Annotated in this window: 13 protein-coding genes and 1 pseudogene; 10 read left to right on the plus strand and 4 right to left on the minus strand. The window is 71.3% G+C overall.

What is annotated here, in order from left to right:
- Positions 1-23 precede the first annotated feature (23 nt).
- From ABD989_RS08315 to ABD989_RS08340, 6 genes are read left to right on the plus strand one after another with little or no spacing between them, the layout of a single operon-like run.
- Positions 24-1,328 carry an adenosylmethionine--8-amino-7-oxononanoate transaminase gene (locus tag ABD989_RS08315; protein ID WP_345313134.1) on the plus strand — a complete coding sequence of 435 codons (1,305 nt, stop codon included), beginning with the start codon at positions 24-26 and terminating at the stop codon, positions 1,326-1,328.
- A complete protein-coding gene (locus tag ABD989_RS08320; RefSeq protein ID WP_345313135.1) occupies positions 1,325-2,473 on the plus strand; it encodes an 8-amino-7-oxononanoate synthase in 1,149 nt (382 codons plus the stop codon). Before ABD989_RS08315 ends, ABD989_RS08320 begins: the two co-directional genes overlap by 4 nt.
- Positions 2,470-3,186, plus strand: coding sequence for a dethiobiotin synthase (bioD, locus tag ABD989_RS08325; RefSeq protein WP_345313136.1), 717 nt, complete (start codon positions 2,470-2,472; stop codon positions 3,184-3,186). The genes ABD989_RS08320 and bioD overlap by 4 nt, the downstream gene beginning before the upstream one ends.
- Complete coding sequence (gene bioB / locus ABD989_RS08330) at positions 3,183-4,223, plus strand: biotin synthase BioB (protein WP_345313137.1); 1,041 nt, start codon at positions 3,183-3,185, stop codon at positions 4,221-4,223. Before bioD ends, bioB begins: the two co-directional genes overlap by 4 nt.
- Before the next feature lie 45 nt (positions 4,224-4,268).
- Positions 4,269-4,505 (plus strand): biotin synthase auxiliary protein BsaP, encoded by a 237-nt coding sequence (gene bsaP, locus ABD989_RS08335; RefSeq protein WP_345313138.1) that lies wholly within the window; start codon positions 4,269-4,271, stop codon positions 4,503-4,505.
- Positions 4,502-5,134 (plus strand): DUF2567 domain-containing protein, encoded by a 633-nt coding sequence (locus tag ABD989_RS08340; RefSeq protein ID WP_345313139.1) that lies wholly within the window; start codon positions 4,502-4,504, stop codon positions 5,132-5,134. The genes bsaP and ABD989_RS08340 overlap by 4 nt, the downstream gene beginning before the upstream one ends.
- Positions 5,135-5,163: 29 nt before the next feature.
- Here ABD989_RS08340 and ABD989_RS08345 read toward each other — a convergent pair whose 3' ends face one another.
- Positions 5,164-6,684 (minus strand): HNH endonuclease signature motif containing protein, encoded by a 1,521-nt coding sequence (locus tag ABD989_RS08345; protein ID WP_345313140.1) that lies wholly within the window; start codon positions 6,682-6,684, stop codon positions 5,164-5,166.
- Positions 6,685-6,783: 99 nt separating this feature from the next.
- Complete coding sequence (locus tag ABD989_RS08350; RefSeq protein WP_345313141.1) at positions 6,784-7,485, minus strand: NUDIX hydrolase; 702 nt, start codon at positions 7,483-7,485, stop codon at positions 6,784-6,786.
- A gap of 199 nt (positions 7,486-7,684) precedes the next feature.
- Here ABD989_RS08350 and nadA point away from each other — a divergent pair, with 199 nt between their 5' ends.
- Genes nadA through ABD989_RS08365 form a run of 3 tightly spaced genes read left to right on the plus strand, consistent with a single transcriptional unit; the run spans position 7,685 to position 10,261 of the window.
- Complete coding sequence (gene nadA / locus ABD989_RS08355) at positions 7,685-8,695, plus strand: quinolinate synthase NadA (protein WP_345313193.1); 1,011 nt, start codon at positions 7,685-7,687, stop codon at positions 8,693-8,695.
- A 4-nt stretch (positions 8,696-8,699) separates the two neighbouring features.
- A complete protein-coding gene (nadC, locus tag ABD989_RS08360; RefSeq protein ID WP_345313194.1) occupies positions 8,700-9,593 on the plus strand; it encodes a carboxylating nicotinate-nucleotide diphosphorylase in 894 nt (297 codons plus the stop codon).
- A gap of 53 nt (positions 9,594-9,646) precedes the next feature.
- Positions 9,647-10,261: a type IV toxin-antitoxin system AbiEi family antitoxin domain-containing protein gene (locus ABD989_RS08365; RefSeq protein ID WP_345313142.1), complete on the plus strand. Its 615-nt coding sequence runs from the start codon at positions 9,647-9,649 to the stop codon at positions 10,259-10,261.
- A 76-nt stretch (positions 10,262-10,337) separates the two neighbouring features.
- Here the strand turns inward: ABD989_RS08365 and adhP are convergent, their stop codons facing one another.
- Both adhP and ABD989_RS08375 read right to left on the minus strand, forming a co-directional pair.
- Positions 10,338-11,294, minus strand: a complete 957-nt coding sequence (gene adhP / locus ABD989_RS08370; protein ID WP_345313195.1) for an alcohol dehydrogenase AdhP — start codon at positions 11,292-11,294, stop codon at positions 10,338-10,340.
- Between the two features lie 199 nt (positions 11,295-11,493).
- Entirely contained in the window at positions 11,494-11,895 is a 402-nt protein-coding gene (locus ABD989_RS08375) for a DUF1801 domain-containing protein (protein ID WP_345313143.1), read from the minus strand.
- A 65-nt stretch (positions 11,896-11,960) separates the two neighbouring features.
- Between ABD989_RS08375 and ABD989_RS08380 the strand changes: the two are divergent.
- Positions 11,961-12,170, plus strand: a pseudogene (locus ABD989_RS08380) (GNAT family N-acetyltransferase); the annotation flags it as partial.
- Positions 12,171-12,173 lie beyond the last annotated feature (3 nt).

Genomic DNA, 12,173 nt, shown 5'->3' on the forward strand with positions numbered 1-12,173 from the left:
CCGCGGTCAGAGGAGGCCCGAACGTGCAGACCCACGAGATCGTCGCCGCCGATGCGGCGCACGTGTGGCACCCGTACGGCGGCTTCCCCGCGACCACCGTGCCGCGCGTCGTGTCCTCGTGCGCCGGTGTCCGTCTGCGGCTGAGCGACGGCGTCGAGCTGATCGACGGCATGAGTTCGTGGTGGGCCGCGGTGCACGGATACGCGCACCCGGTGCTCGACGCCGCGGTGCAGCGGCAGCTCGGGTCGATGTCGCACGTGATGTTCGGCGGGCTGACGCACGAACCGGCCGCGGCCCTGGCGACCGCGCTCGTCGAGCTCACGCCCGCGCCGCTGACCAAGGTCTTCTTCGCCGATTCCGGCTCGGTGTCGGTGGAGGTCGCGATCAAGATGGCGATCCAGTACCAGCGCAGTCGGGGACTGCCGGGCAAGAAGCGCTTGCTCACCTGGCGCGGCGGCTATCACGGTGACACCTTCGCCCCGATGAGCGTGTGCGACCCGGACGGCGGCATGCACGCGATGTGGCGCGGGGTGCTGGCCGAGCAGCTGTTCGTAGACGCGCCGCCGAGCGAGTACGACGCCGGCTACGCCGCCATGCTGGATCGCGTGTTGGCGCGCCATGCGGACGAGCTCGCCGCCGTCATCGTCGAACCGGTGGTGCAGGGCGCGGGCGGCATGCGGTTCCACTCGCCCCGGCTGATCGCCGAGCTGCGTCGGGCGTGCGACGCCCACGACGTACTCCTGATCTGCGACGAGATCGCCACCGGCTTCGGCCGGACCGGCGAGCTCTTCGCCGTCGATCACGCCGGGATCAGCCCGGACATCCTGTGCGTCGGCAAGGCGCTCACCGGCGGGTATCTCACGCTGGCCGCGACGCTGACCACTGCCGAGATCGCCGAGACGATCAGCGCGGGGGAGGCCGGCGGCCTGGCGCACGGGCCCACCTTCATGGCGAACCCGCTGGCCTGCGCGGTGGCCTGCGCGTCGCTGTGCCTGCTGGCCGACGGCGCGTGGCGTTCGCAGGTGGCGATGATCGGGGAACGACTGGCCGCCGGACTGGCGCACATCGCCGGTGCGCCCGGTATTGCGCAGGTGCGGACCCTCGGCGCGATCGGCGTGATCGAACTCGACGACGACGTCGACATGGTCGCCGCGACCGACGCCGCCGTGGCGCGCGGCGTGTGGCTGCGGCCGTTCCGGAATCTGATCTACGCGATGCCGCCCTACCTCTGCACGGCCGACGAGATCGACGCGATCGTCGACGGCATGATCGCCGCGGCCCGGGCGAGCATCGCCGCCCGCACGGACGTGCTGGCGGTGAGCGCATGACCGTCGTGCACGCCGATCCGCTGAGCTGGCTCACCGACGAGGCCGCCGCCATCGCCGCCGCCGGGCTGCACCGGCAGCCGGTGGCCCGCACGGCGACCGGCACCGAGATCAACCTGGCCTCCAACGACTACCTGGGGCTGTCCCGCCATCCCGCGGTGATCGCCGCCGCGCAGGATGCGGTGGCGACGTGGGGCGCCGGGTCCACCTCGTCACGTCTGGTCGTCGGCACCACCCAAGCGCACCTGGATTTCGAGGACGACCTCGCCGACTTCCTCGGAACCCCTGCGGCACTGGTGTTCTCGTCGGGCTACCTGGCCAACCTCGGTGCGGTCACCGCGCTGGCCGGTCGCGGCGATCTGATCGTCAGCGACACCGGCGCGCACGCCTCGCTGATCGACGGGTGCCGCTTGTCGCGGGCCCGCGTCGTGGTGGTCGAGCGCGGCGACGTCGACGCGGTCCGTCGTGCTCTCGCCGGTCGCGCCGAGCAGCGCGCGCTGGTGGTGACCGACTCCATCTACAGCATCGACGGCGAAGTCGCGCCGATCGCCGAGTTGTACAGCGCCGCAAACGATCTCGGCGCCACGCTGCTGGTCGACGAGGCCCACGCGGTGGGCGTCCGCGGTCCGGGCGGCCGCGGTGTGGTGGCCGAGTGTGGACTGTCCGGAGCGCCGGGCCTGGTGGTGACCGGCGTCGCCTCCAAATCCCTTGGCGCGCAAGGCGGGTTCGTCGCCGGCAGTACCGCGCTGCGCGCGCACCTGATCGACCGCGCCCGCAGCTTCATCTTCGACACCGGACTCAATCCGGCGGCCGTCGCCGGGGCGCACGCCGCCCTCGGTGTGCTCCGCGCTGATCCGCAGCTGCCGCAGACCCTGCGCGGCTCCGTGCAGTCGTTCGCCGACGCGGTCGGGGCGCTGGCGCCGCAGTCGGCGGTGGTCTCGTTGATCGTCGGCGATCCGGTCGCCGCCGTGACGGCCGCCGAGCACTGTCGTGCCGAGGGAATTCTCGTCGGCTGCTTCCGGCCGCCGTCGGTGCCCGCGGGCACCTCCCGGCTACGCGTCACGATTCGCGCCGACCTGGCCCCCGCGACGCTGCTGTCGGTGGCCGCCGTGGTGGACCGCGCGCTGGAATCGGTGGGTGCGCGATGACGCAGATCCTGGTGGTGACCGGCACCTCCACCGATGTGGGCAAGACGATCGCGGTGGCCGCCCTGGCCGCGGCGGCGCGGGCCGACGGGCTGCGCGTGGCGGTCTGCAAGCCCGCGCAGACCGGCGTGCGACCGCACGAGTCGGGCGATCTGGCGGTGGTCACCGACCTGGTCGGGGACCTGCCGACCGCGGAGGTGGCGCGGTACCGGCAGCCGCTCGCCCCGGAGACGGCGGCGCGCCGGGCCGGCGCACCGTTGCTGACGCTCGACGCGATCTGTGCGGCCGTGCGGCGGCTGGCCGTCGACTCCGACCTGGTCCTCGTCGAGGGGGCCGGCGGGGTCCTGGTGCGGTTCGCCCCGGACCTGACCCTGCTCGACATCGCCGTCGCACTCGATGCGCCGGCGGTGGTGGTGACCGACCCCGGACTGGGCACGCTGAACCACACCGAACTCACCGTCGACGCGCTGCGCGCGGCCGGTGTCGGGGTGGCCGGTCTGATCCTCGGCGCCTGGCCGGAGGCTCCGGACCTGGCGATGACCTGCAACCGCGACGATCTGCCCCGGCTCACCGGGGTGCCCGTGGTCGCCGCCGTCCCGGCAGGGATGGGCGCGGCCGCACCCCAGCACTTCCAGGCGGCAGCGCCGACCTGGTTCACCGGCCCGCCGCTCTGGGCGGCCCCCGCCCGTCCCGACTTCACCAAGGAGAACGCATGACCATCACCACCGCATCCCCGTCGCTCGACGACACCGCCGCCGATCGGGACATCCTGGACCTCGCGCGCACGCAGGTGCTCGACGACGGCGTCGGACTGAACTACGACCAGCTCCTGCAGGTGCTGAATCTGGACGAGGAGCGGCTACCCGAGCTGCTGCAACTGGCCCACGACGTCCGGCTGCGCCACTGCGGTCCGGAGGTGGAGGTGGAGGGCATCATCTCGCTGAAGACCGGCGGCTGCCCGGAGGACTGCCACTTCTGCAGCCAGTCCGGCCTGTTCGCCTCGCCGGTGCGCAGCGCGTGGATCGACATTCCGTCGCTGGTCGAAGCCGCCAAGCAGACCGCCAAGAGTGGTGCCACCGAGTTCTGCATCGTGGCCGCCGTCCGCGGACCGGACAAGCGCCTGATGACGCAGGTGGCCGCCGGTATCGAAGCCATCCGCAACGAGGTGGACATCCAGATCGCCTGCAGCCTCGGCATGCTGACCCAGGAGCAGGTCGACGAGCTCGCCGCGATGGGTGTGCACCGCTACAACCACAACCTCGAGACCGCGCGCAGCCACTTCCCGAACGTGGTCACCACGCACACCTATGACGAGCGGTGGAGCACCCTGCGCATGGTCCGCGAGGCCGGCATGGAGGTGTGCTGCGGCGGCATCCTCGGCATGGGGGAGACGGTGGAGCAGCGCGCGGAGTTCGCCGCCGAACTGGCCGTGCTCGACCCCGACGAGGTGCCGCTGAACTTCCTCAACCCCCGCCCGGGCACCCCGTTCGGCGACCTCGACGTGCTGCCCGCCGCCGAAGCGCTCAAGGCCGTCGCCGCCTTCCGCCTCGCGCTGCCGCGCACCATCCTGCGCTTCGCCGGCGGCCGCGAGATCACGCTCGGCGACCTGGGCGCCAAGCAGGGCATGCTGGGCGGTATCAACGCGGTGATCGTCGGCAACTACCTGACCACGCTCGGCCGGCCGGCCGAGGCCGATCTGGATCTGCTCGACGATCTGAGCATGCCCATCAAGGCCCTCAACGACACCCTCTGATCAGGGCCCCCTGTAGCGTCGAGGACGCGAATCGAAGGAGAACCGATGATCACGGTGCCCGGACCGCTGGCCCAGCCCCTGCGCTACGGCGTCTACACCGGACTGGAACTCGAACTCCAGTCCCCGGACGCGGTGCCGACGGCGGCACGGATGGGCTTGGAGCCGCCCCGCTACTGCGGCCAGTGCGGTCGGCGGATGGTGGTGCAGGTGGTCCCGGACGGCTGGACGGCGCGCTGCTCCCGGCACGGGACCTTGGACTCGGCGGAACTGGAACAGCGATGACGGCCCTGGCGTCGCCGCGGGTGCGGCCGCTGCTGGTGGCCGTGGTGCTGCTGGTGCTCGGTGCGCTGCTCGGTGTCCTGTGGGCCTTCGTGATCCCGTACGCCGAGCTCACGGTGACCGACACGACCGCCGGGATGCCGCCGTCGGAATCGGCACTGCTGTTCAGCGGTCCGGCGATCTTCGCGCTCATGACCTTCGCGTTCGGTGCGGTGTGCGGGCTCGCGGTGTGGTTCGTGCTGCGCCCGGCGCGCGGCGTGAGTGGACTGCTGTTCGCGGTCGGTCTGGCGTTGGTGGCGTCGGGCATCGCGATGGAGGTGGGCGGGGCCGTCGCCGGTGCGCGCGCGGGTGATATCGACCCGCACACGCCGGGCACCTACCAGCTGGTCGACAGCCTGTGGCTGACCGGCGCGGGCTGGAACGCGCTGTCGGCGCCGTGGCTGCTGCTGATCTGCGCGCCGGGCGTCGCCGCGCTGATGTACTTCGTCTGCGCTGCCGGTTCCAGCGACAACGCCTGGCTGCCCACGGGGCAGTCGTCCGACGGGATCGACGGGGCCGGCGGCTTTCCCGAACCGGCCCCGGACATGCCGCAGCCGCCCGCCGGTTGGAGCTATCCGGGGGCGCGCGCCTAGTACCGCACTGGTGGGTATCGCCGTGCGGCTCACTCCCGCCGGTGAAAGTCGACGACGATCGGCGGCCGATGAATCCGCACGTCGCAGGACAGGAGACGCTCCACCACGGAGCCGTGGTCACGGCGTCGGCGTAGGGGCGGGGGATCGGGCAGGAGTGCGGGCCGGATCAGCAGCTCCGGGTGATGGAGTGGATTGACCCGCCACGGCGCGTCGCGGCCGGCCGGTCGCCAGGCGACGCGGCCCGCATCGGGCCCGTCGGCCAGGATCGTCGACTCCCACTGACCCGGGGAGTGGCCCTCCCGCCGATTGTGCGGACCGCAGGCCGCGCCGAGATGGTCGACGTCGGTGGGGCCGCCGTGCTGCCACGCGGGCAGGTGATGCGCCTCGGTCTGTGCGAACGGTCGGCGGCAGCCGGGCATGGTGCAGCCGCGGTCGCGGCCGAACAGCGCCAGCCGCTGTGCCAGGGTGGCCAGCCGTCGGCCGCGTCCCAGGTAGAGGATCGCCGCGGAATGGTCGGCGAACACCTCCAGCCACGGGGTGGCGTCGGCAGCGAGGTCGACCAGGTCGGCGACCGGCACTCGCGATCCGGTGGCGGTGACCGCGGTGCCCGCGCGGGCGGCGAGTTCGGCCTCGGTGGTGGTGATCACCAACTGGGCGGGAATCCGACCGGGGCGGCCCAGGGCGCCGTGGCCGAGGAGGTAGTCGCACATCGCCAGCAGCGCGTCGTGATTGCGCTGGGCGGGCAGTCGGTCGTCGCGCCCGGCGGCCGCTTCCAGGTCTGCCGGATCGAGGTCGGGCCGGTCGGCGGCACCGTGCGGGGAGTCCGGGTCGGCGGGATTGTTCATGCCCGGTGCGGCCCACACGGTGAGGATCACTTCGAGTTTGGCCCGCAGCTCCGGGGTCAGCAGGGCGCGGACCTTGCTCATCAGTCGGCGGTCCTGCGGGCGCAGGGTGAATCCGCGCTGACGGCGCCGATCGGCGCCGTCGGTGAGGTGACCGTCGGGGTCGAGGTGGGCCAGGATCCGGTTGCCGAGCATGGGCAGATCGTCGGGCGCCACGTTGCGGGCGGCGTCGGTCAGTATCTGCTCGGCGCGATCGCGATCGGTCTGCCCGACGGCCGCGGGGATCTGGGCCATGATGTGCACGATCGCGTCGACGTGCCGGGCGTCGATGGCGCCCTCGGCCACGGCCTGGGCGCACAGCGGTAGGCGCGGCGGGAGGAGTTCGCCCTGCAGGTTGCGGTAGCGGCCGATCTCGTGGGCGACGGTGCGTCGGCGCGCGGCCTCGGCGCGGCCGAGTCGCAGGCCGGTCGCGAGCAACTGCGGCACGGTCAGGTAGCCGGCGAGCTGATCGAGGTTGCGGTCACTCGCTTCGATGAGCAGGCGCGCGGAGACACTATCGGCCTTGCGGCGGCTGGTCTCCCAGCGGTTGAGCACGTCGAGCATCTCGTGGTCGGTCTCGCGGCTGAGGCCGACCACGGCGAGTCGTTCGGTGGCGGCGTCGATCAGGTCGGCGAGTTCGGCGGCGGTTTCCGGCAGCACTGCCTGCATCATCACCCCCCTGCGGGAACGTACGTTCGACTTCTAGCTCCAAGTTACGCCCACTCCGGTGTGGATGCAACACTTTTTCGAACGAATTTTCGATGAGTTTTACGGGGGCGGTTTCAGGGCCGCGAACTCGTCGGTGACCACCAGCGAATCGTCGGCGAACGAGTACAGGGCGGGCGGGCGGCCGCCGCTGCGGCCGGTGCGTCCCACCGTGCCGGTGGCGATCACCACGCCGCGTCGGGACAGGACGCGCAGCAGGTTGGTGGCGTCGACGTGATAGCCGAGCGCGGCGCCGTAGATCTCGGAGAGCTCGGACATCGCGAACCGCGCGGGCGCCAGGGCGAAGGCGAGGTTCGTGTACGACAGTTTCCCGGCGATCCGGCCGCGGGCCAGGTCGACCACCTCGGCGTGGTCGTAGGCGAGGTCGGGGAGTTCGTCGACGTCGAACCACCGCGCGGCGCCCGGGTTCTCGGCATCGACGGTCGCCGGCTCGACGGGGACGTCCCGGGGGACCAGTCCGAGATAGGTCGCGGCGATGGTGCGGACGTCCGGAATGCGGTCGGGGTCGGACAGCATGGACAGCTGCTCCAGGTGGGCGACCCGCGTGAGGCCGCACTGTGCGCCGAGGTGTCGGCGCGCGGCGGCCGCGAGGGTTTCGCGGGCGCCGACGTCGCCGCCGGGGAGGGACCACGGTGCGTCCACGGCGCTGCGATACAGCAGGACGTGCAGGGTGGGGCGGCCCTCGGTCGGTTCACGGACCTGGAAGACCGCACTGAGCACCTCGACGGGTGTCGGCGTCGCCATGGCGCTGAGTCTAACGGCCGCCGCCGACCGCCCGGCGGCGGGAACAAGGCCGGTGCGGGCCGGTGTTACCATGGCGAGCAGTAGTTTTCGACCGATGGTCGAAAACCCTGTTCAGGCCAGCCCGCCTGGGCGGGACGCTGCGAAGGGAGCAGTCGCCATGACTTCAACGATCATCACCCGGACCGAGACCGATCTGGGCATGCCCGACCCGGGCGTCACCATCCCGGCCGCCTACGGCGGCGTGGAGGCCACGCCGGAGTGGGCCGCCGAGATCAAGCGGCTCGCCAAGGCCCGCAACGCGGTGATCCTGGCGCACAACTACCAGCTGCCGGCCATCCAGGACATCGCCGACTACGTGGGCGACTCCCTGGGCCTGTCGCGGGTGGCCGCGGAGGTGGAGGCCGACGAGATCATCTTCTGCGGCGTGCACTTCATGGCCGAGTCCGCCAAGATCCTAAGCCCGGAGAAGCGCGTGCTGATCCCGGACGAGCGGGCCGGCTGCTCGCTCGCCGACTCGATCACCGCCGAGCAGCTGCGCGAGTGGAAGGCTGACTACCCGGACGCGATGGTCGTCTCGTACGTCAACACCACCGCCGAGGTGAAGGCGCTGACCGACATCTGCTGCACGTCGTCGAACGCCGTCGACGTCGTCGCGTCGATCGACCCGGACCGCGAGATCCTGTTCCTGCCGGATCAGTTCCTCGGCGCCCACGTGAAGCGGGAGACCGGTCGCGACAACATCCACATCTGGGCCGGGGAGTGCCACGTGCACGCCGGCATCAACGGTGACGAGCTCACCGACCAGGTCGACAGCCACCCGGACGCCGAGCTGTACATCCACCCCGAGTGCGGCTGCGCCACGTCGGCGCTGTACCTCGCCGGCGAGGGCACCGTGCCCGACGAGAAGGTGAAGATCCTCTCCACCGGCGGCATGATCGACGCGGCCCGCGAGTCGACCGCCAAGCAGGTCCTGGTGGCCACCGAGGTCGGCATGCTGCACCAGCTGCGCAAGGCCGCGCCGGAGGTCGACTTCCAGCCGGTGAACTCGCGTGCGGCGTGCCCGTACATGAAGATGATCACCCCGGCCGCGCTGCTGCGGTGCCTCACCGAGGGGCGCGACGAGGTGCACGTCGACCCGGAGATCGCCGCCAAGGCGCGGTTGAGTGTGCAGCGGATGATCGAGATCGGCAACCCCGGCGGCGGTGAATAGCCCGGTGGGCGAGTCGTTCATCGGACAGGCGGGGCCGGCGGCGGAGCTGGACTTCGCCGTCACCGAGGAGCTGTTGGCGCTGATCGCCACCGCGCTCGACGAGGATCTGCGCTTCGGCGCGGACGTGACCACCCTGGCCACCGTCCCCGCCGACACGGTCGCCGACGCGCGCATCGTCAGCCGGCAGCACGGCGTGATCGCCGGGCTGCCGGTGGTGCGTGCCGTCTTCGACCTGGTGATCGGCTCCGACAACTACGCGGTGACCTCCGAACTCGCCGACGGCAGCGTCGTGGCGCCCGGGCAGACGGTGCTCGCGCTCCGCGCTCCGGCGACCACGTTGCTGACCGCGGAACGCACGGCGCTGAACCTGCTGTGCCACCTGTCGGGCATCGCCACGGCGACCGCGCAGTGGGTGGCCGCCGTGGAGGGTACGTCCGCGCAGATCCGCGACTCCCGCAAGACGTTGCCCGGTCTGCGTTTCCTGCAGAAGTACGCGGTGCGCGCCGGCGGCGGCGTCAACCACCGCATGGGGCTCGGCGATGCCGCCCTGATCAAGGACAACCACGTCGTCGCCGCGGGCGGCGTGGCCGCCGCGTTGGAAGCGGTGCGTGCGGCCGCCCCCGACCTCCCGGTGGAGGTGGAGGTCGATTCGCTCGCCCAGTTCGATGAGGTGCTCGCGCTGAACCCGCAGCTGGTGCTGCTGGACAATTTCGAGCCGTGGGAAACGCAGATGGCCGTCCAGCGCCGCGACAAGCGGTCCCCGGACACCAGGCTGGAATCGTCCGGCGGCCTCACCCTGGACGTGGCCATGGACTACGCCCGCACCGGCGTCGACTACCTCGCTGTCGGCGCCCTCACCCACTCGGTCACCGTCCTCGACCTCGGCCTCGACTGGTAACTGTCCCCGCGTGTCGCGGAACCGGAGGCGCGGGTGACCGCGTCTAACCGGGCATGGGAGACATCGGCGCCGTCGCGACAGAACTGGCATCGCACGACGGCGTTATCACCGCGCAGCGGGCGATCGCGTGCGGGTTGAGCCGAGCGCAGATTCAGAAGCGGATCCGTTCGGGCGCCTGGTTGCGCGTGGCCCGAGGCGTCTTTCGGTCGGCTGCGCACGAGTACTCCGAAGCCGCGCTGGTCCGGGTTGCGGCCGCCGCGCACGGCGGAGTCGCCGACCGCACCACGGCGGCATGGTGGCACGGTCTGGTCGATGAGTTGGCCACTCCGCTGTCTGTCGCGGGCGGGGACACCGAATCGGCGGCCGAGCGGGTATTCGTCGGCGCTGTGCAGGCTGAGCGGCTGACCGGGTGGGTGCTGCAGCATCGGTTCGGGCGGTGGCGGATCGACGTCGCGTGGCCGACCGAACGCATCGCCGTAGAAATCGATGGCTGGGCCTTCCACCGCAGTGTTAAGGAGTTCGACCGGGATCGGGCCAAACGCAATGCGCTGGCCGCGGCCGGCTGGATCGTCCTCTCCTTCACCTGGCACCAGCTGACGTACGAACTGGAGTCGTGCATGCGCCAACTCGTCGAGGTTGTGGCGAGTCGCCGGGCCGAGTTGGGCTGAGCGCTCGCCAGAGTGTGAGGTTGTGACGCTCAGAGCACCACAACCTCACACTCTGCGGGCGGCTGGCTCGGGTAGGTCAGCGGTAGTCGATGACCATGCGACCCTCGATCTCGCCCTCTTCCATTCGATCGAACACATCGTTGACCTCGGCGAGCGTCGCGGTCGTGACGGTGGGCTTGATCAAGCCGCGGGCGTAGAAGTCGATCGCCTCCACCATGTCCTGCCGGGTGCCGACGATCGAGCCGCGGATGGTGAGGCCCTTGAGGACCACGTCGAAGATCGGGGCGGGGAAGTCGCCGGGCGGGAGGCCGACGAAGACGATCGTGCCGCCGCGGCGGGCCATGCCGATCGCCTGACCGAAGGCCTGCGGGTGCACCGCCGTGACCAGCACGCCGTGCGCGCCGCCGGTCTGCGCGGTGATCGCGGCGACGGGATCTTCGACGGCGGCGTTCACCGTCACCTCGGCGCCGTGTTCGCGGGCGAGTGCCAACTTATCGTCGGCGATGTCGACGGCCGCCACCCGCATGCCCATCGCGCGGGCGTACTGCACCGCGACGTGGCCGAGGCCGCCGATACCGGAGATCACCATCCACTGGCCGGGCCGCACGTCGGCCACCTTGAGGCCCTTGTAGACGGTGACGCCGGCGCAGAGGATCGGGGCCACCTCCACCGGATCCAGGCCTTCCGGGACACGGGCGGCGAAGCGGGCGTCCACCAGCATGTACTCGCCGAACGAGCCGTTCACCGAGTAGCCGCCGTTCTGCTGGCTCTCGCAGAGCGTCTCCCAGCCGGTGCGGCAGTATTCGCACACCCCGCACGCCGACCACAGCCACGCGTTGCCGACCAGGTCGCCGACCGCGAGTTCGGTCACGCCGTCGCCGACGGCCGCCACCCGACCCACGCCTTCGTGACCGGGCACGAACGGGGGCGACGGCTTCACCGGCCAGTCGCCGTTCCGGGCGTGCAGGTCGGTGTGGCACACGCCGGAGGTCTCCAGCTTCACCAGCGCCTGACCGGGACCGGGGGTCGGCATGTCGATCTCGCTGATCTCCAAAGGCGCGCCGAGCGCAGTGACGACGGCGGCAGTGATCTTCTCGGGCACCGGAACTCCTGGTGGGAACAACGCTGCGACAGGCCCGGGCAGCGCGGCCGGGGATGACCACCACCCTGCCCTCTCTATCGAGACAGGGCAGGTGATTAGCGGCAATCACCGACCAACGGCCCGTGTCGCGTTAGTGGTGCGCGGCTTCCCAGGAGCGGGTGATCAGCGCGCGGAGCACATCGTGATCCACGGCGTCGAGGCGCTTGATGTACAAGCAGCCTTTGCCGGTGGTATGCGGTCCGAGGTGGTCGAGGAGGTCGGTGTTGGAGCCGTAGAAGGTCAGGCCGTACAGGGTCAACGCCGCCTTGCGGGGCGCCAGGCCGATCGCGAACCAGTCGTGGCTCTTGCCGTCGGCGGTGGTGTACGGCGCATGCCCGAACCCGACCATCGACGGGCCCCACATCCGCGGCTGCTCCCCGGTCACCTCGCCCATCAGCGCGCACACCGCCTGACTGTCGGTACGACGACGCTCGTCGCTCACCGCGGCGAGGAACTCGTCGACGGAGGCGTCGGTCGGCTGTGTCATCGGCATGGTGCCGATCGTACGGCGGCGGCGATGCGAACCGCTGTTGCACTATGGACCGGTGAATCCCTCCGTGCACCGCGCCGCCCGCGCGCGGGCGGGGCCTGACCGGCCGCCTCATGCGGGCCGCCGTCGAGGAGATCGGGGACCGGACGAGCGTGCTCGACGCGCAGTCGCACCTGGTCGGCATGTACGCGCGGTTCGGCTACCGGCCCGACGGCCCGGAGTTCGTCGAAGACGGAATTCCGCACACCCCGATGCGCCGGACCCCGGAGCCTCGATAGGGG

Source organism: Gordonia alkaliphila (assembly GCF_039542465.1).
GTDB classification, from domain to species: Bacteria; Actinomycetota; Actinomycetes; order Mycobacteriales; family Mycobacteriaceae; genus Gordonia; species Gordonia alkaliphila.

What these genes read in the sequence shown, in the direction of transcription:
- ABD989_RS08320 (WP_345313135.1), top strand. Translation starts at nt 1,325, where the DNA reads ATGACCGTCGTGCACGCCGATCCGCTGAGCTGGCTCACCGACGAGGCC.
- bioD (WP_345313136.1), top strand. Translation starts at nt 2,470, where the DNA reads ATGACGCAGATCCTGGTGGTGACCGGCACCTCCACCGATGTGGGCAAG.
- bioB (WP_345313137.1), top strand. Translation starts at nt 3,183, where the DNA reads ATGACCATCACCACCGCATCCCCGTCGCTCGACGACACCGCCGCCGAT.
- bsaP (WP_345313138.1), top strand. Translation starts at nt 4,269, where the DNA reads ATGATCACGGTGCCCGGACCGCTGGCCCAGCCCCTGCGCTACGGCGTC.
- ABD989_RS08340 (WP_345313139.1), top strand. Translation starts at nt 4,502, where the DNA reads ATGACGGCCCTGGCGTCGCCGCGGGTGCGGCCGCTGCTGGTGGCCGTG.
- ABD989_RS08345 (WP_345313140.1), bottom strand. Translation starts at nt 6,684, where the DNA reads ATGCAGGCAGTGCTGCCGGAAACCGCCGCCGAACTCGCCGACCTGATC.
- ABD989_RS08350 (WP_345313141.1), bottom strand. Translation starts at nt 7,485, where the DNA reads ATGGCGACGCCGACACCCGTCGAGGTGCTCAGTGCGGTCTTCCAGGTC.
- nadA (WP_345313193.1), top strand. Translation starts at nt 7,685, where the DNA reads ATGCCCGACCCGGGCGTCACCATCCCGGCCGCCTACGGCGGCGTGGAG.
- ABD989_RS08365 (WP_345313142.1), top strand. Translation starts at nt 9,647, where the DNA reads ATGGGAGACATCGGCGCCGTCGCGACAGAACTGGCATCGCACGACGGC.
- adhP (WP_345313195.1), bottom strand. Translation starts at nt 11,294, where the DNA reads ATGCCGACCCCCGGTCCCGGTCAGGCGCTGGTGAAGCTGGAGACCTCC.
- ABD989_RS08375 (WP_345313143.1), bottom strand. Translation starts at nt 11,895, where the DNA reads ATGCCGATGACACAGCCGACCGACGCCTCCGTCGACGAGTTCCTCGCC.